The organism is Kineosporia succinea, from assembly GCF_030811555.1.
In the GTDB taxonomy this organism is placed as follows: domain Bacteria; phylum Actinomycetota; class Actinomycetes; order Actinomycetales; family Kineosporiaceae; genus Kineosporia; species Kineosporia succinea.
In genome coordinates this window covers 2,159,040-2,182,394 of record NZ_JAUSQZ010000001.1, presented here as the reverse complement: position 1 = coordinate 2,182,394, position 23,355 = coordinate 2,159,040, and the positions used below count along the sequence as shown (strand labels likewise).

The following is a 23,355-nucleotide window of genomic DNA, read 5'->3' as shown; positions in this document are numbered from 1 at the left end:
GGGTCCCCACCCGCCCCGGCCTCCGTCACGAGTCAACCACGGGTAATCGCGCGTGAGCATCAGGGTTCTCCCTGACCCGGCTCGGTCAGGTCCCGTACTGACCCATCGTGATTCACGGATCACAATGTGGCGATTTCTGGGGGTTGGTCAGTGCGGACTGGCACTATGGCCGCCATGCCTGACGCGACCGAGCTTCGCACCGGCGACCCCGCAGAGGTCGCGGGCTACCGCATCGTGCGACGCCTCGGGCAGGGCGGGCAGGGCGTCGTGTTCCTCGCGGTCGGCGACGACGGCGGGAAGGTCGCCATCAAGCAGCTGCGCCAGGTCGAGGACAAGCAGGCCCGGCGGCGGTTCGCCAAGGAGGTCAGCGCCGCGCGGAGGGTCGCGCCGTTCTGCACCGCGCGCATCATCTCGTTCGAGCTCGAGGGCGAAATTCCGCACGTGGTGAGCGAGTTCATCGAAGGCCCGTCGCTGCAACGGCTCGTGCGCGACGACGGCCCGGTCTCCGGCACCAAGCTCGAGCGGCTCGCGATCGGCACGGTCACCGCACTCGCCGCCATCCATCAGGCCGGCGTGGTGCACCGTGACTTCAAGCCCGCCAACGTGATGGTCTCGCCCGACGGCCCACGGGTGATCGACTTCGGCATCGCCCGCGACATGTCCAGCGAGACCACGGTCACCAGCCGGATTTTCGGCACGCCCGCGTACATGGCGCCCGAGCAGATCCGCAACGAACGGGTGAGCCCGCAGACCGACATGTTCGCCTGGGCCTCGGTGATCGCGTTCGCCGCCACCGGCCGGGCCCCGTTCGACTCCGGGCACATGATGGCCGTGGTGCACCGGATCACCACGATGGAGCCGAACCTCGACGCGGTGCCCGACTCGCTCGTCGACGTGCTGCGCCAATGCCTGACCAAGGACGCGAAACAGCGCCCGACCGCCCAGCAGACCCTGGCGATGCTGCTCGGCCGCCCGACCCCCTCACGTGACGTGGCCAACCCGACCGCCGTGCTCGCGGAGGGCAGTCGGATTGCCCGGACGAGCGCGGTTGGCGGGGGAGCATCGGCCGGGGCGTCCGCGGGAGGTGGACTGACGGCCGGGACGTCGGCCGGGGTGAAGGGCGACGACGGGCCCGGTGGTCTCGGTGGTGGCTCGCGGCCGAAGGCGGCCGGAGGCGCGGCGGAGGGCACGGGGGGAAGTGACGCCGGGGAGGTGGGCGAGGGTTCCGCCGTAAGGCCCGCCGAAGACGCCGAGGGCGCTGCCGGTTCGGTGAGGGATGCGGCCGGCGCTTCTGCCGAGGACGCGGCCGGGGGCACCGGGCGACCTGCGGCCCCGGGGGCGGCGGACGGCGAGAACGCGCCCGGAGCTCCGGCGAGGACATCGGCGGGCAGCGCGGTCGAGGTGGGGCGCGCGGCCAATCTCGACGACGACACCGTGCCGACCCCGGTGATGCGAAGGGCGGACGCGTCGGGGGCCAAGCCGTCGTCAACCGGCGCGGGGTCGTCCGGTGCTGCGTCAACCGGCGCTGCATCGGCCGCTGCACCGCCGACCGAGGCCTCGGCCGCGCGCGCGACTCCGGCCCCGGACTCCGGCCCCGAGACCGCCCCCACCGTCGAGACCGGAATGGGCTACTCGCGTCCCCTGCCGCTGACGGACACCGCGTCCCGAACCAGCCCGCCCAAGACGGCCTCGCCCAAGACGACCTCGCCCAAGGGCACCCCTTCCCAAACCGTCCAGCCCAAGGCCACCCCGCCCGCCCGCGCCTCCGCCCAACCCGCCCAACCCGCCCAACCCAAGGGCGCCCACCCCGAAGGCACCCAGCCCAAGGGCACCCGGCCCAAGCCCGCCGCACTCGCTCGACCCGAGGCCTCCTCAAGGGGAGGTGAGGGGACCAAGGGGCCGGAACGTCCGCAATCGACGCAGGCAACGGTGAGCACCAAGCCCTCGGGCACCCCGCAGGCCACCCCGCGAACTCCGCGCACCAAGCCCGGCGGGCTCGACGCACCGATCTACGGCACCCCCGAGACCGGCCGCCTCTCGGCCAAACCCGAGCTGCCGACCCAGCAGCAGATCACCCGGGATCCTGGTCCGGCGACGGCGTTCGGCAGCTCGCTGCGTCTGGTGCCGGCCGTGATCCTGATCGCCATCCTGCTGGTGACGGGCGGGGGCCTGGCCCTGCGGGGCCTTCTCGACGGCGACCAGACCGGCGACCAGACCGGCGATGTCCCGGCCGGGCAGGGGGAATCGGGCGCCGGGCAGGACCCCGGACCGGGCGCGAGCGCCCTCCTGCCCGACTGGAGCACGGGCAGCTGGATCGGCACCGCCACCCAGCCGAACGGACGCGTCAAGACCTGGACCGTGACCCTCACCCTGACCGCGGGGCAGAACTCGGGCCGGATGTCGATCGCCGAGCTGGGCTGCGAGGCGAGCCTCGGCGACGTCTCCGGCCTCGGCGACTCGCTGCGGATGACCGCCACCACGCAGCAGGACGACTGGGGGCAGTGCGCGGGCTCCGGTGACGTCGCCCTGGTGCGCGTCGACGACGACACCGTGCAGTTCGCCTGGCAGGACGAGACCCAGCCGGCGAACCAGGCCACCGCCGAGCTCACCCGACAGTGACATTCGTTCAGCGCAGAGTGATATCAACCGGCCCAAGCATGCCTGTTCACCCTGAGTGCTACTGAATCGCGCGCTTCGGGTGGCAGACTGCAACGGTGCCTGACGTCGCTCCCCTGCTTGCCGCAGACCCCGAGCAGGTGGCCGGGTACCGGCTCACCGGCCGCCTCGGGGCCGGCGGCCAGGGCGTGGTCTACCTGGGTGTTTCCCCTGACGGTGAGCTCGCCGCGGTGAAGATGCTGCGCGTCGAAGACGACCGCTCGCGCGAGCAGTTCGCCAAGGAGGTCGTCGCCGCCCGCCGGGTGGCGCCCTTCTGCACCGCGCAGATCCTCGCCTACGAGATGGACGGCCCGTCGCCGTACGTCATCAGCGAGTTCATCGAGGGCCCGTCGCTGCAGCAGTACATCGCCGAGCGCGGCCCTCTCACCGGCACTCGTCTGCAGCGCCTGGCCATCGGTACCTCCACCGCCCTCGCGGCGATCCACCAGGCCGGTGTGGTGCACCGTGACCTGAAGCCGGCCAACGTGATGATGTCGCCGGAGGGCCCGCGGGTCATCGACTTCGGCATCGCGCGCGACCTTTCGCAAGACACCACCAAGGTCAGCAAGCTCTTCGGCACCCCGGCCTACATGTCCCCGGAACAGCTGCGCGCCGAGCGTGTCGGCCCGGCGACGGACATGTTCGCCTGGGGTTCCGTGATGGTCTTCGCCGCCACCGGCCGGGCGCCGTTCGAGGCGCCGCACATGATGGCCGCCATCAACAAGATCGCCAACGAGGAGCCGGATCTCACCGGGGTCCCGCCGGAGCTGCTGTCGGTGCTGCGCCGGTGCTTCAGCAAGGACCCGGCCTTCCGGCCCTCGGCGCAGCAGTCGCTGTCGATGCTGCTGGGCCGGCCCGCCGACCCGGCCAACGCCGAGAACTCCACGGTCGTGCTGGCCGAGGCCACCCAGCTGGTCGAGGCGTCGTCGACCGGCCCGACCGTGAATCATCCCGACGGGCGCACGGTTTCGGCTCCGGACGCGCGGCTCACGATGGTGCACCGGTCGTCGCTCGGTGAGACCCGGGTCGAGTCGTCGCTGGAGGACGCGTCGGCCCACCCCGGTCTCCCGTCCCACCCCGGGTTCTCGGGTGGAAACGCGTCGGCCGGGTTCGCGGGGGCAGGTGCGGGTTCGGGAGCGGGTTCCGGGTCAGGTTCAGGGACGGGTTCCGGGTCGGTTCGAGGGTCCGTTCGAGGGTCGGTTCCGGGGGTGGCTTCGGGGGCGGCTTCGGGAGTTTCGGGTGGTGTGCGCGGTGCGGCCCGCACCGGGACGACCGGGCCGGTGAGCCCGGGGATGCCGCCGGGTTCGTCGGGGCCGGTGCCGGGGTCCGGCTCGGCGGACGCGCCGGTCTGGGGCACCTACACGCCGAGCGCTTCGTCGTCAGCGGGGTCGGGTCAGCCTGCGGGGCGGGGGAACTCGTCGCAGTCCGGGCGGCCCGGGCAGGCGGGGCAGCCCGGGCAGGCGGGGCAGGCGGGGCAGCCGGGGCAGCCGGGGCAGACGGGGCAGCCGGGGCAGCCGGGGCAGCCGGGGCAGCCGGGGCAGCCGGGGCAGCCGGGGCAGCCGGGGCAGCCGGGGAGGTCCGGCCCGGCGTCGCAGCCGGGATCGGGTCAGTCATCGGGCTGGAACCCCCGGCCCGCTGCCTATCCTCCGCCGCAGAGCGCTCGGCCGAACCCGTCGCAGTCGTCCTGGCAACCGGCTCAGAACCCTTCCGCCGGGCCGGGACACAGCCAGGTCTCCGGCGGCCAGGTCTCCGGCGGCCAGGTCTCCGGCGGCCAGGTCTCCGGCGGCCAGGTCTCCGGCGGTCAGGTCTCCGGCAGCCAGCCCTCCGCCGGCCAGCTTCACAACGGCTCGTTTCACAACGGCCAGCCCCGCAACGGCCAGGCTCTCGGTGGTCGGCCGAACGGCGGGCAGGGGCACAGCGGCCAGATGCGCAACAGTCAGGCGCACAGCGGGGGCCAGGTGCACAACGCACCGGTGCCGACGCGTCCGCAAGCCCCTCAGAATCACCAGGGCTGGGGCACCTGGGCCCCGCAGCCTCCATCGGCCTCGAACGGGCAAGCACCCCACACCCCGCAGCCGGGCGGCCAGGGCTGGAACCCCCACGGCCCGCAGGCGACCTCGGGCTGGGGCTCAGGCCCGAGTGGCCTCAGCGGCTCGAGGAGCCCAGGCGGTCCGGCAGGCTCGAACGGTGCCCGCAACGGGGGCCCTGGGCGCTCCGCCCTGCTCCTGGCCGCGGTCGCCGTGGTCGCGCTGGTGGCCGCGGGCGTGGTCTGGAACGCCCTCCTCGACGACTCCTCGACCGGCGGCCGACGCTCGTCCACCAGCTCGGACGACAGCGACACCACCCCGAACGGCTCGAAGAACCCCGTCGACCCGGACCAGTGCGGCGGTCGCCTCAACGCCGGGGCCGACCAGGGCGACGACTCGGCCTGCGTCTCGGGCGGAAGCACCCGTCCGAGCGGCGCGGCGTCGTCCAGCTCGTCGGAGTCCGGCAGCGATGACGAGGACGACGCCGAGCTCGCCCCCATCGGCACGTTGCCCTACCCGCTCGAGGGCACCTGGGAGGGCAAGGTCCAGCAGCCGAACGGCAGCACCCCCACCTTCACCGTGCGGCTGGAACTGACCGGCGGCGAGAAGCGGCCCGGCACCATGACGATGATCGACATGGGCTGCGTCTCGAACCTGACGGTGATCTCGGCCGGCGCCACCACGGCCAAGCTCAACGCCCCGGTGAAGAAGGCGGACGACCCGCAGGACACCTGCGCCCGGCGCGGTGAGCTGATCCTGCTGGAGTCCGGCACCGACACCCTGAGCTACACCTGGACCGATCGGGACCACAGCACCAACACGGCGCTGGGCACGCTGAAACGGGTCGACTGATCAGGAAGCGACCGGCCGACCCCCGGCGTCAGCTCTCCGGCTCGGCCGCCTTCGGCATGTCGCCGCACGAGACCCCGGTGGCGATCTCGTAGGTGGCCGAGCCCTGCGCATGGTCACCGAGCTCGCTGCGGGTGCCGTTGGCGGCGCTCGCCCCACCGTCGGCGAGGTCGATGCGGGTGCGGGTGACGGTGTACTCGCCCGAGCTCGCCTCGTCGGTGTCGTAGCCGGCCAGGTAGAGCGCGCCCTTCACCGCCGGGCAGGCGACGCCGGTGCCGTAGCCGCCGAACCCGAGGTCGAACGAGTACTGGTTGCCGTCCTTGTTCTTGGTCGGCACGATCTTGCAGTCGATCACGGCGTAGAGCGGGGCGCTGCGCCCGGTGCTGAGCAGGATGATCGCGGAGCCGTCGCCGAGCCGGTTCCCCACCGCGGTCGCGGCCTGCGGGCTCGCGCTGCTGAACGTGGTGTGGAACACGGCCCCGGACGCGGTCTTCACGCCGAGCAGACGGTCGTCCCCGTCGTCCGCGAGCCAGATCTGGTCGTTCTTGCCGTCGCCGTCCAGGTCGCCGGCCTTCGCCATCCCGGCGTCCGAGGGCACCTTCGAGCCGTCGCTCTCGCAGGCCGGGCCGGAACCGCCCGACGAACTGCCGGTGGTGCTCGCGGACGACCTGGTCGTGTCCGGGGCGCTGGTGGCCGGGTCGTCGGAACCGCTGTCCCCGGCGGCCCCGGACGCGGTGGCCGAGGCGACCCCGGCCGGGCCGGCCGTGGCGTCGGTCACGGCGGTCGGTTCGGCGGAGCCGCAGGCCGCCAGGGCGAGAAGGGTCGCGGGAACGAGGGCCAGCGCCGGGAGAGCCCGGCGGCGCCCGGGGCGGGCGGCGCGCGTGGAAAGCATGGTCGGTCCTTCCGGATCACGTACGCCCGTGGTGGGCGCCAGGAGCTTGGATGCGGCGGACCGCGGAAAAGTTCGCCTACTGGTCGCGCGTCACACCCAGCGTGCTGACCAGCTCATCGACGCTGCGGTCGTTGTCGGCGGTCTGGCGCACCTGCATGTAGACGTAGTCGGAGCCACCGTCGGCCGGCTTCAGGTACACCTCCTTGACCCAGCTGCCGTCCGCGCAGTCGCCCCAGGTGTGCACCTCGCCGGACCAGACGGTCGAGCCGCTGACCGGGGCGGTGGCCACGTCCTCGCAGTTGTCGTGCGTGATCGCCTTCACCTTGGCGGGCAGGCTCCTCGACGGGCTGACCCCGATGAACACCCCGTTCACGTCGGCGTTCAGGTCGTACCAGCCGGGCACGTTGTCGGACAGCAGCAGACCGGGCTGGTCGTCCTCACCGTCGAGCCCGATCGCGGCCGGGTTCCAGCCGGTGCCGACCTGGTTGGTGCCGTAGACCCGGGGAGCGGTCAGGGACACCGTGCTCGTGTCGTCGGCGGCGTAGGTCTCCCGGTCGCGGTACTGCTGCCAGAGCTTGACGCCGCCGACGCCGGTGCCGGCCGCCAGCACCACGACGGCCAGCATCGTCGCGATCCAGCGGCCCCGTCCGGAAGCGGACACCGGGCCCGTCTCCGACGACTGGAAGCCCGGAGAACGCTCGGGTGCGCCCTGGGGCTGCCCGTAGTGCTGCGGGCCCTGCTGATGGCCCTGAGGGGCCTGCTGATAGCTGTCCGCCGGGTGCACGGCCGACGCCGGGGTGTCCTGGTAGCCCTGCGGCGCCCATGGCTGCTGGTGGAACTGGGCCGGGGGCGCCGGGACGGACGCGTCGTAGCTGTTCTGCGGCTGGTTGCTCGTGTGGCTGTTCCGGGCCCACGACGACGCGGGCTGCGGCGTCTCGGGGCCCTGGTACTGCCAGCCGGGCGTGGGACTGACCGGGCTCACCGGCGGTACCGGATACGCCGAGGCACCTGCAGCGGGCAGGCTGCCGGACGCCAGGTCGGCCCGGGGGGCGCTCGCGGCCACGGTCACGTCGTCGTCGATCTGTGAGGCCAGCTCGTCGAAGCGCTCGGCCAGGCTCGCCGCGTCGGGCCAGCGGTTCTCCCGCTCACCCTGCAGCGTCGAGAGCAGCGTGTCGCGCACGGCCGGGGGCAGGTTCGCGGGCAGCCGCTCGCGCAGCACCAGCGAGATCGCCGGCTTCTCGGCCGTCATCAGGTGGTAGGCGAACGCGCCCAGGCTGTAGACGTCGGCGCGCACGTCCACCCCGATCTGGGGCTCCATCTGCTCCGGCGCCATGTAGCCGGCCGAGCCGACCGACATCGTCACCCCGGAGCCGTGGGCCAGGCTCTTGGCCACCCCCAGATCGGCCACCAGCAGCCGCTCGCCGCCGCCGCGCACCGAGGTGATCAGCACGTTCGACGGCTTCAGGTCGCGGTGCACGACGCCGGCGGAATGCAGCTCGGCCACGCCGCGGGCCACCTCGGCGGTCAGCCGGAGGGCCGTGGCCAGGGGATAGGCGCCGTTGTCCTTGACCCGCTCGGCGAGGGTTCCGCGGTCGGCGTACTCCATCACCAGATAGGGGCGGCCGTCGGTCAGCTCGCCGATGTCGAAGACCTGGACGATCCGGTACGACGACGCCTGACGCAGCATGCGCGCCTCCCGCAGGAAGCGTTCACGCAGGTCGAGGCGGTCGGCCCAGTTGTCGGCCATGACCTTGACGGCAACTTCGGCATCCAGTGACTCGTCGTGGGCGAGCCACACGACGGCGAAGCCACCGGCACCGAGGCGGCGGACAGGCCGGTAGCGACCGATCAGCTCGGGCAGAGGCATGGCAGCATCATGCCGCTATGACCGACGTACCCGAAGAGCCCGCTGCCCCTCAGGGCGCCCGTCAGGCCGGTAGTGACCGGATCGATATGTTGGCGCGGGCCGCCGCCACCGGTGATGACGCCGCTCTGAACGAGTTGCTCGCCCTGATCCAGCCCGAAGTACTGCGCCGGACCGGAAAGATGCTGCCCCATCGGGAAGACGCCGAGGAGGCCGCGCAGGACGCCCTGCTCCAGGTGGCCCGGCGCATCAGCAGCTTCGAGGGCCGCAGCTCGTTCCGCACCTGGTTGTACGTGGTGGTGACGAACGCCGCCCGGCAGACCTACCGCGAGCTGAAACGCAGAGCGTCTGAGCAGCCACTCACCGTGCAGGAGCAGATCCGCCCCGACCCCCGGCGCACCAGTGTGATCGCCGGGTCACGCATCGACCTGCTCGAAGCCCTGGAGTCGCTGGAGAGTTCGCACCCCCAGCTGGTGCTGCCCTTCGTCTACCGCGATCTCGCCGATCTGGAGTACGAGGAGATCGCCCGGCGTCTGAACCTGCCGCTGGGAACCGTGAAGTCCCGGCTGAACCAGGCCCGGCAGGAAGTGCGCCGCCGGCTGGTGCGGTGACGTCCCGCGGGACGGCCCTACAGGCCGGGACGGCCTTCTAGAGGTAGACGTCCAGCACGGCCCCGAGCTGGGGCAGGTCCGCGCGGGCCTGCTCCGGCGCGGTGCTCGCCCCGGCGTCGGGCTCCAGGGTGCTCGAGCCGCGGGCACCCTTGGCGTTGCCCGAGGCGGTCGAGTTGCCCGTGGTCGAGCGCTCCTCGAAACGCCGCATGTTGTTCTCGGTGGCGGTCGCGGGCACCGAGAACGCGGCCTCGGCGCCGGTGCGGGCCATCGCGGCCCCGGCGATCTGGCGGGCGGTGTCGGGCGTTCCGTCGGACCTCACCAGAGCACGGAGATCGGTTCGGGAGTTGTGCTGCAGAACGGGTGCGTATCCGCTCGCGGTCAGGTGCTGGTTCGCGACCGGGGAGATGGTCATCGTGCTCATGGTGCTCACCGCCATTCGCTGGGCCTTGGAGACTTCCTTGCTATCGGGTACGGCTCTGCTGACCTCAACTTGAGCCAGGGCAGAGAAGTTTCCGTCGTTTACCTCGAACGGCCCAAGCGGGCAGGGCTTTTGCCTCACCCGGCCGCCAGGTGGATCCAGCAGTTCTAGAACTCTTGACTCACAGTTCTAGAACTCATACGGTGTGCCCATGACCGCACCCACCATGGCGGAACCCGCCGCCGACGGCCGGTTCGGCGCTTTCGGCGGCCGTTACGTGCCCGAGGCCCTGATCCCGGCCTGTCGCACCCTCGAGCGCGAGTTCCGGGAAGCCTGGGCGGATCCCGGTTTCCGGGCCGAACTCGACCGCACCCTCCGTCTCTACGCCGGCCGTCCGACCCCGGTCACGCCCGCCACCCGGTTGTCCGCCGAGCTCGGCGTCACCGTTCTGCTGAAGCGCGAAGACCTGGCCCACACCGGCTCGCACAAGATCAACAATGTTCTGGGGCAGGCACTTCTGGCCCGGCGCATGGGGCGCACCACGCTGCTCGCCGAGACCGGCGCGGGGCAGCACGGCGTGGCCACGGCCACCGTCGGTGCGCTGCTCGGCATGGACGTCACCGTGTTCATGGGTGCCAAGGACGTGGAGCGTCAGGAGCTGAACGTGTTCCGGATGGAGCTCCTCGGCGCGAAGGTGGTGCCCGTCACCACCGGCAGCCAGACGCTCGCCGACGCCACCGGCGAGGCCTTCCGGCACTGGGTCGGGCTGTCCGAGACCGCCCATTACTGCCTGGGTTCCGTGATGGGGCCGCATCCGTACCCGTGGATGGTGCGCGAGTTCCAGCGGGTCATCGGCGAGGAGGCGCGCGGTCAGTGCGCGGGGCTGCTGCCGTCGGGAATTCCGGACGTGGTGGTCGCCTGTGTGGGCGGCGGTTCCAATGCGGCGGGAACCTTCGCCGGCTTCGTCGGCACCTCCGCGCGGCTGGTCGGCGTGGAGGCGGCCGGGGGTGCCGCGATCGGCCACGGAAGCCCGGGCATCCTGCACGGTTTCGAGTCCTACCTGCTGCAGGACGACGACGGCCAGGTGCTCGAGGCGCACTCGGTCTCGGCCGGGCTGGACTACCCGGGCGTCGGCCCGGAGCACGCCCATCTGGCCGAGTCGGGCCGGGCCACCTACGTCTCCGCCACCGACGCGGAGGTGCTCGCGGCGCTGGTGAAACTGGCCCGCACCGAGGGCATTCTGGGGGCGCTGGAGAGCTGTCACGCCCTGGCCTGGGTGCTGCGGGCCGCCGGCACCGACGAGCTGCCCGCCGGTTCAACGGTTCTGGTGACGCTGTCCGGCCGCGGCGACAAGGACGCCGCCCAGGTGAGGGAGCTGCTGAAATGACCGTCGCGACGTCCACGCCGGGGTCGCCTCCCCAGGCCGAAGGTCCAGGGGGACCCTCGTTGGAGACCCGGCTGCGCGAGCGGCGTTCCCAGGGCCGCAAACTCGTGGTGCCCTACGTCACCGCCGGGATCACGCCCGACTGGGCCCGTCTGGTCGAGGGTTTCGCCGCGGCCGGCGCCGACGCGATCGAGATCGGCCTGCCGTTCTCCGACCCGATGCTCGAGGGCGTCACCATCCAGCAGGCCTCGCGGCGGGCGCTGGAACGGGGCACGACCAGCGCGAGCGCGCTCGAGACGGTGGCGGGACTCGACGTCGACGTGCCGCTCGTGGTGATGACCTACAGCAACCTGATCCGGCGGCGGGGCGCGAACGCGTTCTGCGCCGCGCTGGCCGAGGCCGGCGTCGGCGGGCTGATCCCGGTGGACACGCCGCTCGACGAGGCCCCGCCCCTGGTCGAGGCCGCCCGGGCGCACGCGGTCGAGACGGTGCTTCTGGTCGCGCCGTCCACCCCGGACCGGCGCATCGCCCGGATCGCGGCTCTGGGCAGCGGGTTCGTCTACGCGACCACGGTGATGGGCACGACCGGGGAGCGGGCCGGGCTGGGCGGGCGGGCCGCGGACCTGGCCGCCCGCGTCCGGGGCGTCACCGATCGCCCGGTGCTGCTGGGATTCGGGATCTCCGGGCCGGACGCCGCGGCCGAGGCGGCGCAGCACGCCGACGGGGTGGTGATGGGGGCCGCCCTGATGCGGCGGGTGCTGGAGGGCGAAAGTGTGGACGCGGTGGCCGGGCTGGTCGCGCGGGTGCGGCTCGCGCTGGGGTGACCTCCGGCCCCTCGCCTGCGACCTCGGGACAGGCTCTAGGGTGAGGACGTGGCCGCCGAACCCAAGTACCGCCGTATCGCCGCCGAGATCGCCGGGCGGGTCCGGGCCGGGGACTTCGGGGCGGACGGGGCTCTGCCCTCGCAGCGGGTGCTGAGCGAGGAGTACGACGTCACGCTGATGACGCTCCGGGCGGCCCTGCAGCTCGTGGAGAGCGAGGGGCTGATCGAACAGAGGCCCGGTCGCGGCACGTTCGTGGTTCCGCCCGTGGTCACGCACGACCAGGCCAACCTGCGCAGCCTGGCCGACGAGCTGAACGCCCAGGGCGTGCCGCTGCGCACCGAGGTGCTCGGCCGCGACCGGCAGAAGCTGCCCCGCGAGGTGGCGGTGGAGCTGGGGGTGGACGCGGGGTCACCCGGTCTGCGGCTCGAGCGACTCCGGTCGGTGCGCGGAGTCGCTCTGCTGCACCAGGTCTCGTGGGTGCCGCAGCCCTGGGCCGATGCGGTGGCGGAGATCGACTTCCGGGGCTCCCCGTTGTACGCGGCGATCGCCGAGGCCACCGGCACCACCCCCGAGCGAGCCGAAGAGGCGCTCACCGCCGAGGCTCTCGACGCCGGCCTGGCCACCCTGGGGCAGACGGCGCAAGGTCGCCCGGCGCTGGTGATGCGCCGGACGACCTTCGACGGAACCGGCCGGGCCTACGTGGTGGACACCGCCACGATCCTCGACGAACGACTGCGCATCGTCACCGACCGCCGCCGCTCCGAGGTCACGCACACCTGGCGTTTCGGATGAGTTCCTAGTGATCCACGGCCTTCTCGGCCCCGGCCCCGGTGAGTGAGCGCACCTCCATCTCGGCGTACTTGGCCGGCGAGCCCACCTCCCGGCTGGTGATCGTGCCCAGGTAGCCGAGCAGGAAGCCGATCGGGATCGAGATGATGCCCGGGTTGTCGAGCGGGAACCAGTGGAAGTCGATACCCGTGTCGGTGATCATCGACAGTGAGGCGCCGGTCTTCGCGTCGATCTTGCCGGACACCACCGGCGAGAAGATGATCAGCACGATCGCCGAGGTCAGGCCGCCGTAGATGCTCCACAGCGCGCCCCGGGTGTTGAACCGCTTCCAGAACAGCGAGTACAGGATCGTGGGCAGGTTCGCCGAGGCCGCCACCGCGAAGGCCAGGGCCACCAGGAAGGCCACGTTCTGGTCCTTGGCGAAGATACCGCCGACGATCGCGACCAGGCCGATGACCACCGCCGTGATCCGGGCGACCCGGACCTCGTCGTCGGCCCGCACCGCACCCTTCTTGATCACGTTCGCGTAGATGTCGTGCGCGAACGAGGCGCTGGCGGTGATGGTCAGACCGGCCACCACGGCCAGGATCGTGGCGAAGGCGACCGCCGCGATCACGCCCAGCAGCAAGGTCCCGCCGAGCTCGAAGGCCAGCAGGGGAGCGGCCGAGTTGGCCTTGCCGGGGGCCGCCATGATCTTCTCCGGCCCGACCAGCCAGGCCGCGCCGAACCCGAGCACCAGGGTGAACAGGTAGAAGACGCCGATCAGCCAGATCGCCCAGACCACGCTGCGCCGGGCCTCTTTCGCGCTGGGTACGGTGTAGAAGCGCATCAGCACGTGCGGCAGGCCGGCGGTGCCCAGCACCAGGGCCAGGGCGAGCGAGATGAAGTCCAGCTTGCTGGTGCCCGAGAGGCCGTAGCGCAGACCCGGTTCCAGGATCGCCGTGCCCTGCGGGGAGGCCGCGGCGGCGTCACCGAGCAGCTCGGAGAAGTTCAGCCCGGCCTTGCTCAGCACCCAGACCGTCATCAGGGCCGCGCCGATGATGAGCAGCACCGCCTTGATGATCTGCACCCAGGTGGTGCCCTTCATGCCGCCGACGAGCACGTAGACGATCATCAGGATGCCGACGACCGCGATCACCAGGTTCTGCGCGCCCGAACCCTCGACGCCCAGCAGCAGGTTGACCAGGCCACCGGCACCGGCCATCTGGGCGAGCAGGTAGAAGAACGAGACCACGAGCGTCGAGATCGCCGCCGCGGTGCGCACCGGGCCCTGGCGCAGCCGGAAGCTGAGCACGTCGGCCATGGTGAAACGACCGGTGTTGCGCAGGAGTTCGGCCACCAGCAGCAGGGCGACGAGCCAGGCCACGAGGAAGCCGATGGAGTACATGAAGCCGTCGTAACCGACCGTCGCGATCGCCCCGGCGATGCCGAGGAAGCTCGCGGCGGACAGGTAGTCACCGGCGATCGCGATGCCGTTCTGCCGCCCGGTGAAGGCGCGGCCACCGGCGTAGTAGTCGGCCGCCGTGCGGTTGTTGCGGGAGGCCCGCAGCACGATGGCCAGGGTGATGACGACGAACACGATGAAGATCGTGATGTTCAGCGCCGGGCTGCCGATGTCTCCGGAGTCGGTCGCGGAGGCGAAGGTGGGCCACTTCATTTCACGTCACCACTCTCGACGTGCGCGCGCAAGCGGTCGGCGGTCGGGTCGAACTCGCGGTCGGCCCAGCGGGCGTAGGCCATGGTGATCGCGAAGGTCGAGACGAACTGCAGCAGGCCGATGATCAGGCCGATGTTGACCCGGCCGATGACCTCGGTGCTCATGAAGTCGGGCGCGTAGGCGGACAGCGCCACGTAGAGGAAGTACCAGACCAGGAAGAGGCCGGTGAGCGGGAAGACGAACCGGCGGAAGCGCGCACGCAGCGCCTGGAACTCCTCGCTCGCCTGCACCTCCTCGTAGCTGGTGCCGCCGAGGGGGCGGCCGGGCTGGTCGTCGGACATCACAGCTCCTCACTGACTCGGTGTGCGCGTCCTTGCGCACAGGTGCGCGGTCACTGTGAGCCGGGTCACTCGAGGTTCGAAAGGGGTGACGGCCGTCACGTCGGCAGGTGGTGCGCGGGCGGCGATGTGCGGTGTTCGGGCCGCGGACGAGCGGTGGGACGGGCACGACGAGCGGCGCTCGGTTCGGCCTCGATCGCGGCGCCCGGTCAGAGCCCACCCACCCGGGGAGACGGAGCTGGCCGGGCGAACGGTTGATGACCGCGCACCGCACCAGGCTGCTGGCGCGCACCGGACCGGCCGGGCCGGTTCAGCGCAGGTCGATGTCCCCGCGGTCCAGTTCCAGCGACTCCGGCGCGTGCAGCCGCACCATGATCGTGCTCACCCCGGCGGTCCGGGCCGAGACCAGCGACACCACCACCATCACCAGAAACGCCGTCGGCACCGTCCAGGCCGCCGGCTGCCCGAGCAGTGCGGACGGCCACCCGCTCTCCACCGCCCCCGAAACCGTCAGCAGGACAGCCGCACTCGCCAGGGTTCCGCCCGTCACCAGACCGGCCAGCGCACCGGTGCGGGTCAGCCCCCGCCACCAGATGCCGAGCACCAGCAGCGGGCAGAAGGTGGACGCGGCCAGGGCGAAGGCCAGCGTCACGGTGTCGGCCAGCCCGGTGCGCACCCCGAGCAGCGAGAGGGTCGCGGGCACCAGTACCGCCAGCCCCGCGCCGACCCGGAAACCGCTGACGCTGGCCCGGAACCGGCCGCGCAGCAGGTCCTGGCTGAGAACCCCGGCGACCGAGATGGTGAGCCCGCTCGAGGTGGACAGGAATGCGGCGAACGCACCCGCGGTGAGCAGCGCCGTGGCCAGCTCGCCCCAGGGTTCGCCGAGCAGCCGGCCGGGCAGCAGCAGCATCATCGCGTCGGGGGAGTGCAGCAGGTCGCCCGCGTAGATCCGGCCCAGCGCCCCGTAGACCGGCGGGAACAGGTAGAAGGCACCGAGCAGGGCGATCACCGCGAGCACGGTGCGCCGGGCGGCGCGGCCGTCGGGGTTGGTGTAGAGCCGCACCAGCACGTGCGGCAGGCCCATCGTGCCGAAGAGCAGCGCCAGCAGCAGTGAGTAGGTGCGGTAGACCGGGTGCTCGCCGCCGCTGAGCGGGGCCGACCACTCCGCCCCGGCCAGGGCGGAGGGGTTCGGCGAACCGTCGGCGTGCCAGGCGAGGAGCAGGAACACCACCGGCACGGCGATCGCCGTCAGCTTCAGCCAGTACTGGAACGCCTGCACGAAGGTCACCGACCGCATGCCGCCCGCGGTCACGTTGGCCACCACCACGAGCACCGCGATCGCCGTGCCGACCCAGCCCGGCGCCCCGGTGGCCGTGCGCAGCGCCAACCCGGCGCCGAGAAACTGCGGCAGCAGGTAGAGCCAGCCGATCCCGACCACGAGAACCGCCGTGGTGCGCCGCACCCCGGCCGAGCGCAGCCGGATCTCGGCGAAGTCAGGCAGCGTGTAGGCCCCGCTGCGCCGCAACGGCGCGGCCACCAGCATCAGCAGCACCAGGTAACCGGCGGTGTACCCGATCGAGTACCAGAGCATGTCGCTGCCGGTCGCGAAGATCAGCCCGGCGACCCCGAGAAAGCTCGCCCCGGAGATGTACTCGCCGCCGATGGCCGACGCGTTCCAGCCCGGCCCCACCATCCGCGAGGCCACGTAGAAGTCGCTCGTGGTGCGCGAGAGCCGCAGTCCCAGGGCCCCCACCAGCAGGGTCGTCGCGCAGACCAGCGCAACCGCGATCCAGGCGCTCACCGCCGCCGCAGGATCTCCGTGAAGTCCCGCTCGGCCCGCTCCACCGCGTGCACGTACCAGCGGGCGGCCACGAACAGCAGCGGGAACACCATCACCCCGAGCACCAGCCAGGCCACCGTCACGGGCCCGACCGGGTATCCGGCCACCTCGGGCAGCAGCAGGAAGAGCACCGGCAGCCCTCCGAGCCCGAGCAGCACCGGCCCCAATGCCGTCAGCGCCGGCCGCAACTGCGACCGCATCAGGGCCTTCAGATAGACCTCGCCGACCTCGGTCTGCTCGTCGATCTCCCGCGTGGCCGTCCGCACCTCACGCCGGGGACTGGCGGACATCCGCGGACTCGTCACCCTCACCCGCGTACTCACAGAAGAGCCCACCCGAGCGGACCCCGAGACCCGGGCGATCCCGAAAACCCAAGGGAACCAGGCGCCCCCGGCGACCGTTCGATGACCGCTCTCACCGCGCGTCCCTACGGATCAGCAGGTCTTTCACCTGACGCGTGTGCCGCCGGCTCACGGTCAGCGTGTGCCCGCCCAGGCGCACGTGGAACCGCCCGCCGTCCATCAGCAGCTCGCTCACGTGCCGCACGCCGATCAGCGTGCTCCGGTGGATCCGCACGAAACCCGCCGTCGACCAGCGCTCTTCGAGCGTGCTCAACGGCACCCGGATCAGATGGCTCCCCTGAGCCGTGTGCAGCCGCGCGTAGTCACCCGCCGCCTCCACGTAGAGCACGGTCGAGCGCCGCACGAACCGCGTGACCCCGGCCAGCTCCACCGGAATGTCTTCGTCCGGCTCGGGCACCGGCAGTGGCGCCGAGCTGCGCGCCTCCACGGCCCGGCGCACCGCCTCGGCCAGCCGCTGGGCGCGCACCGGCTTGAGCACGTAGTCGACCGCCCGCACGTCGAAGGCCTGCACCGCGTGCTGCTCGTAGGCGGTGACGAAGACCAGGTGCGGCCGGGTGGCGAAACGGGCCAGCACCCGGGCCAGGTCGAGCCCGTCCAGCCCGGGCATGTTGATGTCGCAGAACAGCACGTCGACCGGCTCGGTCTCGAGAACGCGCAGGGCCTGGGCGCCGCTGTCGGCGGTGAGCACACGGCCGATCCGGTCGTCCGCGCCGAGCAGCCAGGCCAGCTCGGAGAGGGCCGGGGGCTCGTCGTCCACCACCAGGGCGCGTAGGGGGCTCGGCGTCGTCGCCATGTCCACCAACCTAGGGGGCCGCAGGCCCCACGTGAACTCCCGGCGCGAATTTCGGCACCCGGAAACTCACCTTTGTCCCCGCACCCTCGGCCGTCTCCACCACCAGCCCGTAACGATCACCGAACACCTGGCGCAACCGGGAGTCCACGTTGCCCAGCCCGACCGACTCTCCTCCCTCCCCGGCCAGGATCCGCTCGATCACCGCCGGATCGGCCCCGACCCCGTCGTCCTCCACCCAGATCAGCGCCTCCGAACCGGAATCGGCCGCACCCAGCGTGATCAGCCCACCGCCCTCCTTGGCCTGCAGCCCGTGCTGCACCGCGTTCTCGACCAGCGGCTGCACCGACAGATAGGGCACCGCCACCGGCAGCACCTCGGGGGCGATCCGCAGCCGCACCCGCAGCCGGTCGCCGAACCGGGCCTGCTCCAGCACCAGGTAGCGCTCGATGTTGCCCAGCTCGTCGGCCAGCGTGGTGAAGTCCCCGCCCCGGCGGAACGAGTAGCGGGTGAAGTCGGCGAACTCCAGCAGCAGCTCCCGCGCCCGCTCCGGGTCGGTGCGCACGAACGAGGCGATCGCGGCCAGCGAGTTGTAGACGAAGTGCGGGCTGATCTGCGCCCGCAGCGCCCGCACCTCGGCCTCGATCGCCTTGGTGCGCGAGCGGTCCAGCTCGGCCAGCTCGATCTGGGTGGAGACCCAGATCGCCACCTCACCGGTCGCCCGCACCAGCGCCGCACTGACCGAACCGCCGTACGCGATCAGCGTCCCCACCACGGTCTCGCCAGTGGTCAGCGGGGCCACCACGGCACTGCGCAGCGGGCAGTCGAGCACCTCGCAGGCCACCTCGCCGTCGATGGCAGCGGCGTCGAGCACCCGCACATGGCCCCCGTGCAGCACTCCCGCTGCGTGCCGGAGGGCCTGGTCGCGGTGGTGCACCCCGTCGCCGTCCCACGCGAGCAGCCGCGAGCCGTCGGTGAGGGCGACCGCCGGGGTGCCCAGAAGCGTCCGTAGATGACGCACCGCCCGCTGCGCGCCCTCGGGAGTCAGCCCGTCCCGCAGGGGCGGGGCCGCCAGCGACGCGGTGTGCAGGGTGTCGAAGGTGGCGCGCTCGGCCGGGGTACCGAGCTCGGGGCGCCGCCGACGGCGGCCGAAGACGAACACGACGAGCATCAGTACCACCACGAGCGCGGCCACCCGGATCCAGCTGTCGTGCGCCATTCCCGTGAAAGTAGTGCCTTTCGGGCGAACAGGCACCCATGGCGGACGACGTGAGCGGCGACCGCACCCGGGCCGCCTTCCGTCGGGGCTGGCAGAAAAACGACCTCAGCGTGCTCACCCCCGTCCGGCCCGCTTCTCCGGTGTCATGCTCGAAACATGACCGCCCTGCACGACGACCCCGAACGCTGCACCCGCATCGTCGCGGCCAAGGACGAGCGCTTCGACGGCTTCTTCTTCACCGCCGTGCTCACCACCAAGATCTACTGCCGGCCGAGCTGCCCGGCCGTCACCCCCAAACCCCGGAACATGCGCTTCTACCCCAGCGCCGCGGCCGCCGCCGGAGCCGGGTTCCGCGCCTGCAAGCGCTGCCGCCCCCACGCGGCCCCCGGCTCTCCCGACTGGAACGTGCGCGCCGACCTGGTCAGCCGAGCCGTGCGCCTGATCGCCGACGGCGTCGTCGACCGCGACGGCGTCCCCGGCCTGGCCTCCCGCCTCGGCTACAGCGTGCGCCAGGTCGAACGCCACCTGATGGCCGAACTCGGCGCCGGCCCGCTCGCCCTCGCCCGCATGCAGCGCGCCCAGTCCGCCCGGGTGCTCATCGAGAGCACGCCGATGCCGTTCACCGAGATCGCGCTCGCGGCCGGGTTCAGCAGCGTGCGCTCGTTCAACGAGACCGTGCGCGAGGTGTTCGCGATGACCCCGGGTGAGCTGCGTGCCGCCCGCCGCCCGTCCGGCGGCAGCCCGCAGCCCGGCCTGATCTCGCTGAAACTTCCCTTCCGGCAGCCGTTCTGCCCCGACAATCTGTTCGGTCACCTGGTGGCCACGGCCGTGCCCGGTGTGGAGGAGTGGCGGGACGGCGCCTACCGCTGCGCCTTCCGGCTGCCCCACGGTCACGCCATCGCCGAGCTGAGCCCCCGGCCCGATCACATCGTCGGCCGTCTGCGGCTCACCGATCCCCGCGACCTGACCGCCGCGATCAGCCGCTGCCGCTGGCTGCTCGACCTCGACGCCGATCCGGTCGCGATCGACGACCAGCTCGCGACCGATCCGGTGCTGGCCCCACTGGTGCGCAAGACGCCCGGCCGCCGAGTTCCGCGCACCACCGAGCCCGAGCAGTTCGCGGTGCGAGCCGTTCTGGGACAGCAGGTGTCGACCGCCGCGGCCCGCACCCACGCGTCGCGGCTGGTGCAGGCCTACGGTGATCCGATCGACGACCCGGCCGGTGGCCTCACCCACCTGTTCCCGACCAGCCGGGCCCTGGCCGACCTCGACCCGGAGGCCCTGGCCATGCCCCGCACCCGCCGGCTCACCCTGATGCGGCTGATCGAGGCGCTGAATTCCGGGGATCTCACCCTGGACATCGGCGGTGACTGGAACAAAGCTCGAGAACAGCTCTACGCGCTTCCCGGATTCGGCCCGTGGACGGTCGAGTCGATTGCGATGCGGGCCCTCGGTGATCCGGACGCGTTCATTCCCGGTGACCTCGGCGTGCGGCAGGCGGCCCTGCGCATCGGGCTGCCTGAGAAACCCGGGCCGCTGACCGCCCGGGCGCAGGTCTGGCAACCCTGGCGCGCCTATGCGGTGCAGCATCTTTGGGGGACGAGCGATCATGCCGTGAACCGAATGCCGCCGTTCTAGAATGCAAGCTCTGAGTAGTCGTTCAATTACGCAGAGCGTGAAATTACCGAACGCCGATTTATCCAGGTGACCGGAAATCATTCAACCGCTTGACCAAATTCGTGGCAGTGCCCGTTGCCGGGCCTATTACGGTCTCAGGTGAACGCCTGATTCGGTGAATTTCCTTCGTCCTCCACCGGAGAAGGGGAGAAACTATGGGCATGGACCTGGCCGCAGAGGTGTGCAAGGAGGGACGCCGGTTCGCCCGTGCCGGTGGAGCGCCTTTGCGGTCAGGTCTCCTTCTCGACGTGATCCGGTTCAGCTGAACCGGAGGCACCGGGCGCCGTCGCCGCCATCTGCGAAACCAGTTGCAGGATGCGGGTGTCCCGATCGTGAGCCTGGTGCTCGAGCATCAGTGTGCGGGCCCGCTCGGCGTCCTGTGCGCGGATCGCCTCGGTCATCTGCTCGTGTTCGGCGATGCTCGCGTCGAACGTGCCCTCGGCCAGCGGGGTTTTCCACGGCGCGCTGAGCTTGGCCTGGGCGTCGAGCGTGTGCAGCAGCTCGCCGATGGTCTGGTTGTGCGCGGCCTGCCGCACCGCCTCGTGCCAGAGGTTGAAACAGCGCCGGATCGCGGCCGGTTCGCGCTCGGCCCGGGTGCGCTCGATCAGGTCGTCGAGCCGGGCCAGGTCGATCGGGCTGCGCCGCCGGGCCGCCGCGTAGGCCGCCGACGACTCCAGGATCGCCCGGGCCTCGAAGATCTCGAGCATCTCCTCGTCGCTGCGCCGGCGCAGCGTGAAGCCGCGTTGCGTGGACACCAGCAGGCCGTCGCGCTCCAGCAGGCCGAGCGCCTCCCGCACCGGGGTGCGCGAGACCTCGAACTCCTCGCTCAGCACCTGCGGGATGAGCGACGCGTCGTCCGGGTAGTGGCCGGAGGTCAGCCGGGACCGCAGGGTCTCGTAGATCGTGTCACGGGCACTGGCCATCCCGGCCTCCCTCCAGTGGTCTCGGCGTGCTCAATCTACCGGGATTGTCCGGATGAGAGGACGGGCCGGGTCAGCCTTCCACTCGCTCAGCGACCCGTCGTAGAGGGTCACCCTCTCGATCGGCAGACCGCCCTCGGTGAGGGCCAGCGCCAGCCCGGCCGCGTTGATCGCCCCGCCGCAGTAGAGCACCACCCGGCCTTCGAGGCCTTCGAGCCCGGCTGCCGCGGCCCGCGCCCTGGCCAGGTCGACGGTGCCGTCGTCGGCGAGCAGCGAGGGGTAGGGAAGGCTGGAGGAATGCGGGATGTGGCCCTTGTCGTACTCACTCCCACGCAGGGCGCAGATCACCGCGGACTCCGGAGAAGGATGCTGCGACAGCGCTTCCACCTCGTCCAGCCCGACGAAGAATCCCTCTCGTGCCTTCACCGTCACGTCACCGACGTCCCACGACGGCGCCCCGGAGGCCACCGGCCGGCCCGCCGCCTCCCAGGCCGCCAGGCCCCCGTCGAGCACGAACACCCGGTCGATGCCGAAGGCCGTGAACAGCCACCACAACCGCGCCGCCCAGGCCCCGGAGAGCCGGTCGTACACGACCACCGTGCTGTCCTGAAAGACCCCGACCCGCCGGGCCGCGGCCTGGAACTGCTCGGCCCCGGGCGCCGCGAAGGCGAAAGAACCCGAGGCGTCCGAGAACTCGGTGAACAGGTCGGCGAACCGCGCCCCCGGGACGTGCTTCTCGGTGTACTCGGCCAGCCCGCTCTCGTAACCGGTGTCGGAGCGCCGGATGCTGGCGTCGAGCACCACCAGATCGCCCGTCTCGAGCGCGGCCAGCTGCGAGACGCTGATCAGCGACGTCACGGCTTCTTCACCACCGATGCGGCCCGGTTGCGCCACTCGCCCCGCTCGGGCCGGTTCAGCCCGAGCCGGTCGCGCAGCGTCTCTCCCTCGGTGTACGAGGTGCGGAACAGCCCGCGCCTCTGGAGTTCGGGCACGACCTCGCGGGCCACGTCCTCGAAAGCGCCCGGAACGTGCGTGGCCTGGATCATGAATCCGTCGGCGGCGCCCTCGCGCATCCACTGCTCCATGGTGTCGGCGATGTCGCGGGCCGAGCCGATCATGTTGCCCTCGGTGCGCGCGCCGTACCAGCGGCCGATCTCGGCCACCGTCAGCTTCTCGCGCTCGGCGAACTCCACCACCTCGCGGTAATGCCCCTCGACGCCCACGACCTCCAGCGACGGAAGGGGTCCGTCCAGATCGTATTTCGTCAGGTCGACGTTGACGTGGTAGGCCAGCCGCGACAGTCCGGCCTCGACCGAGACCAGATCGGCGAAGGCCTCGTGCTTCGCCATCGCGTCGCGCACGTCGGTGCCGACCACCACGGTGGCGGCGGGCAGGATCCTCACCTGCGACGGATCACGCCCGAAAGAGGCCGCCCGCTGCTTGATGTCGGCGTAGAAGTCGATCGCCGAGGCCAGCGACTCGTGTGAGCAGAAGATCACGTCGGCCCAGCGCGACGCGAAATCCCTTCCGGCGGGTGACGCCCCGGCCTGGATGATGACCGGGTAGCCCTGCGGCGGCCGGGGCACGCTCAACGGCCCCTGCACCCGGAAGAAATCGCCCTCGTGGTCGATCGCCTCGACCTCCTCGGGGCGGCCGAACACCCCCGTGGCCTTGTCGCGAATCAGCACGTCGTCCGACCAGCTGTCCCACAACCGGGTGCTGACCTCGAGGAACTCCTCGGCCCGGCGGTACCGTTCGGCCCGCTCGGGCAGCTTGTCCTGGCCGAAGTTCTGCGCCTCGGCGTCCTGAAAACTGGTGACGACATTCCAGCCGGCGCGGCCCGCGGTCAGGTGGTCGAGCGTGGCCAGGTTGCGCGCCACGTTGTACGGCTCCTGGTAGCCGGTCGACATGGTCGCCGCCACCCCGAGATTCGTGGTCACGGCGGCCATGGTGGTGATCACCGGCATCGGGTCGAGCCGGGGTGTGCCGGAACCCCACTTCACCGCGGGCTCGAACGAGTTGCCCAGACTGCGCGGCACCGCCATCGCGTCGGGGATGAACACCATGTCGAAGCAGGCGTCCTCGAGAACTCGTGCGATCCGGGCGTAGTGGGCGCCGCTCAGGAAACCGTCGCCGGCCTCCGGGTGTCGCCAGCCCACGGTTCCCTGCGGGCCTGCGTTCATGAAGGCGGCGAGGTGCATGCTGTTCCTTTCGGTGCTTTCCGGGCTCGGGGACGACG

19 protein-coding genes are annotated in these 23,355 nt (G+C 71.7%); 7 read left to right on the top strand and 12 right to left on the bottom strand.

The features are described 5' to 3' along the window. The first annotated feature begins 174 nt into the window (after nt 1-174). Both J2S57_RS09610 and J2S57_RS09605 read left to right on the top strand, forming a co-directional pair. Complete coding sequence (locus J2S57_RS09610; protein WP_307240696.1) at nt 175-2,619, top strand: serine/threonine-protein kinase; 2,445 nt, start codon at nt 175-177, stop codon at nt 2,617-2,619. Nucleotides 2,620-2,714: 95 nt separating this feature from the next. Beyond that, nucleotides 2,715-5,534 carry a serine/threonine protein kinase gene (locus J2S57_RS09605; RefSeq protein ID WP_307240694.1) on the top strand — a complete coding sequence of 940 codons (2,820 nt, stop codon included), beginning with the start codon at nt 2,715-2,717 and terminating at the stop codon, nt 5,532-5,534. Nucleotides 5,535-5,562: 28 nt separating this feature from the next. On the opposite strand, the gene J2S57_RS09600 is transcribed toward J2S57_RS09605, so the two are convergent. Both J2S57_RS09600 and J2S57_RS09595 read right to left on the bottom strand, forming a co-directional pair. Beyond that, nucleotides 5,563-6,423 carry a hypothetical protein gene (locus J2S57_RS09600; RefSeq protein ID WP_307240692.1) on the bottom strand — a complete coding sequence of 287 codons (861 nt, stop codon included), beginning with the start codon at nt 6,421-6,423 and terminating at the stop codon, nt 5,563-5,565. Nucleotides 6,424-6,499: 76 nt separating this feature from the next. Beyond that, the gene (locus tag J2S57_RS09595) at nt 6,500-8,290 is read right to left on the bottom strand and encodes a serine/threonine-protein kinase (protein ID WP_307240690.1); all 1,791 of its coding nucleotides are present in this window, start codon (nt 8,288-8,290) and stop codon (nt 6,500-6,502) included. A 17-nt stretch (nt 8,291-8,307) separates the two neighbouring features. Between J2S57_RS09595 and J2S57_RS09590 the strand changes: the two genes are divergently transcribed. After that, entirely contained in the window at nt 8,308-8,898 is a 591-nt protein-coding gene (locus tag J2S57_RS09590) for an RNA polymerase sigma factor (RefSeq protein WP_307240688.1), read from the top strand. Between the two features lie 37 nt (nt 8,899-8,935). Here J2S57_RS09590 and J2S57_RS09585 read toward each other — a convergent pair whose 3' ends face one another. Beyond that, nucleotides 8,936-9,319, bottom strand: coding sequence for a hypothetical protein (locus J2S57_RS09585; protein ID WP_307240686.1), 384 nt, complete (start codon nt 9,317-9,319; stop codon nt 8,936-8,938). 208 nt (nt 9,320-9,527) lie between these two features. Between J2S57_RS09585 and trpB the strand changes: the two genes are divergently transcribed. The 3 genes from trpB to J2S57_RS09570 are packed head-to-tail and all read left to right on the top strand — an operon-like array spanning nt 9,528 to nt 12,316. Next, nucleotides 9,528-10,703: a tryptophan synthase subunit beta gene (gene trpB, locus J2S57_RS09580; protein ID WP_307240684.1), complete on the top strand. Its 1,176-nt coding sequence runs from the start codon at nt 9,528-9,530 to the stop codon at nt 10,701-10,703. 59 nt (nt 10,704-10,762) lie between these two features. Continuing rightward, entirely contained in the window at nt 10,763-11,524 is a 762-nt protein-coding gene (trpA, locus tag J2S57_RS09575; RefSeq protein ID WP_307240682.1) for a tryptophan synthase subunit alpha, read from the top strand. A gap of 48 nt (nt 11,525-11,572) precedes the next feature. Further along, nucleotides 11,573-12,316 carry a GntR family transcriptional regulator gene (locus J2S57_RS09570; RefSeq protein ID WP_307240680.1) on the top strand — a complete coding sequence of 248 codons (744 nt, stop codon included), beginning with the start codon at nt 11,573-11,575 and terminating at the stop codon, nt 12,314-12,316. A 4-nt stretch (nt 12,317-12,320) separates the two neighbouring features. Here the strand turns inward: J2S57_RS09570 and J2S57_RS09565 are convergent, their stop codons facing one another. The 6 genes from J2S57_RS09565 to J2S57_RS09540 form a co-directional block, all read right to left on the bottom strand. Next, nucleotides 12,321-13,970: a monocarboxylic acid transporter gene (locus J2S57_RS09565; protein ID WP_307240678.1), complete on the bottom strand. Its 1,650-nt coding sequence runs from the start codon at nt 13,968-13,970 to the stop codon at nt 12,321-12,323. After that, nucleotides 13,967-14,311, bottom strand: a complete 345-nt coding sequence (locus J2S57_RS09560) for a DUF485 domain-containing protein (RefSeq protein ID WP_307240676.1) — start codon at nt 14,309-14,311, stop codon at nt 13,967-13,969. Before J2S57_RS09560 ends, J2S57_RS09565 begins: the two co-directional genes overlap by 4 nt. A 307-nt stretch (nt 14,312-14,618) precedes the next feature. Next, nucleotides 14,619-16,109, bottom strand: coding sequence for a sodium/solute symporter (locus tag J2S57_RS09555; protein ID WP_307240674.1), 1,491 nt, complete (start codon nt 16,107-16,109; stop codon nt 14,619-14,621). Then, complete coding sequence (locus tag J2S57_RS09550) at nt 16,106-16,438, bottom strand: hypothetical protein (protein WP_307240672.1); 333 nt, start codon at nt 16,436-16,438, stop codon at nt 16,106-16,108. Before J2S57_RS09550 ends, J2S57_RS09555 begins: the two co-directional genes overlap by 4 nt. Before the next feature lie 124 nt (nt 16,439-16,562). Continuing rightward, nucleotides 16,563-17,303, bottom strand: coding sequence for a LytR/AlgR family response regulator transcription factor (locus J2S57_RS09545; protein ID WP_307240670.1), 741 nt, complete (start codon nt 17,301-17,303; stop codon nt 16,563-16,565). A gap of 10 nt (nt 17,304-17,313) precedes the next feature. Then, nucleotides 17,314-18,519 carry a sensor histidine kinase gene (locus J2S57_RS09540; RefSeq protein ID WP_307240667.1) on the bottom strand — a complete coding sequence of 402 codons (1,206 nt, stop codon included), beginning with the start codon at nt 18,517-18,519 and terminating at the stop codon, nt 17,314-17,316. Nucleotides 18,520-18,684: 165 nt separating this feature from the next. On the opposite strand from J2S57_RS09540, the gene J2S57_RS09535 reads away from it, so the two are divergent. Beyond that, nucleotides 18,685-20,157, top strand: coding sequence for an AlkA N-terminal domain-containing protein (locus J2S57_RS09535; RefSeq protein WP_370882608.1), 1,473 nt, complete (start codon nt 18,685-18,687; stop codon nt 20,155-20,157). 269 nt (nt 20,158-20,426) lie between these two features. On the opposite strand, the gene J2S57_RS09530 is transcribed toward J2S57_RS09535, so the two are convergent. The 3 genes from J2S57_RS09530 to J2S57_RS09520 are packed head-to-tail and all read right to left on the bottom strand — an operon-like array spanning nt 20,427 to nt 23,317. After that, nucleotides 20,427-21,119, bottom strand: coding sequence for a GntR family transcriptional regulator (locus J2S57_RS09530; protein ID WP_307240663.1), 693 nt, complete (start codon nt 21,117-21,119; stop codon nt 20,427-20,429). A 30-nt stretch (nt 21,120-21,149) separates the two neighbouring features. Then, nucleotides 21,150-21,974 (bottom strand): sulfurtransferase, encoded by an 825-nt coding sequence (locus tag J2S57_RS09525; protein ID WP_307240661.1) that lies wholly within the window; start codon nt 21,972-21,974, stop codon nt 21,150-21,152. After that, nucleotides 21,971-23,317 (bottom strand): LLM class flavin-dependent oxidoreductase, encoded by a 1,347-nt coding sequence (locus tag J2S57_RS09520; protein ID WP_307240659.1) that lies wholly within the window; start codon nt 23,315-23,317, stop codon nt 21,971-21,973. The genes J2S57_RS09525 and J2S57_RS09520 overlap by 4 nt, the downstream gene beginning before the upstream one ends. Nucleotides 23,318-23,355: the final 38 nt, after the last annotated feature.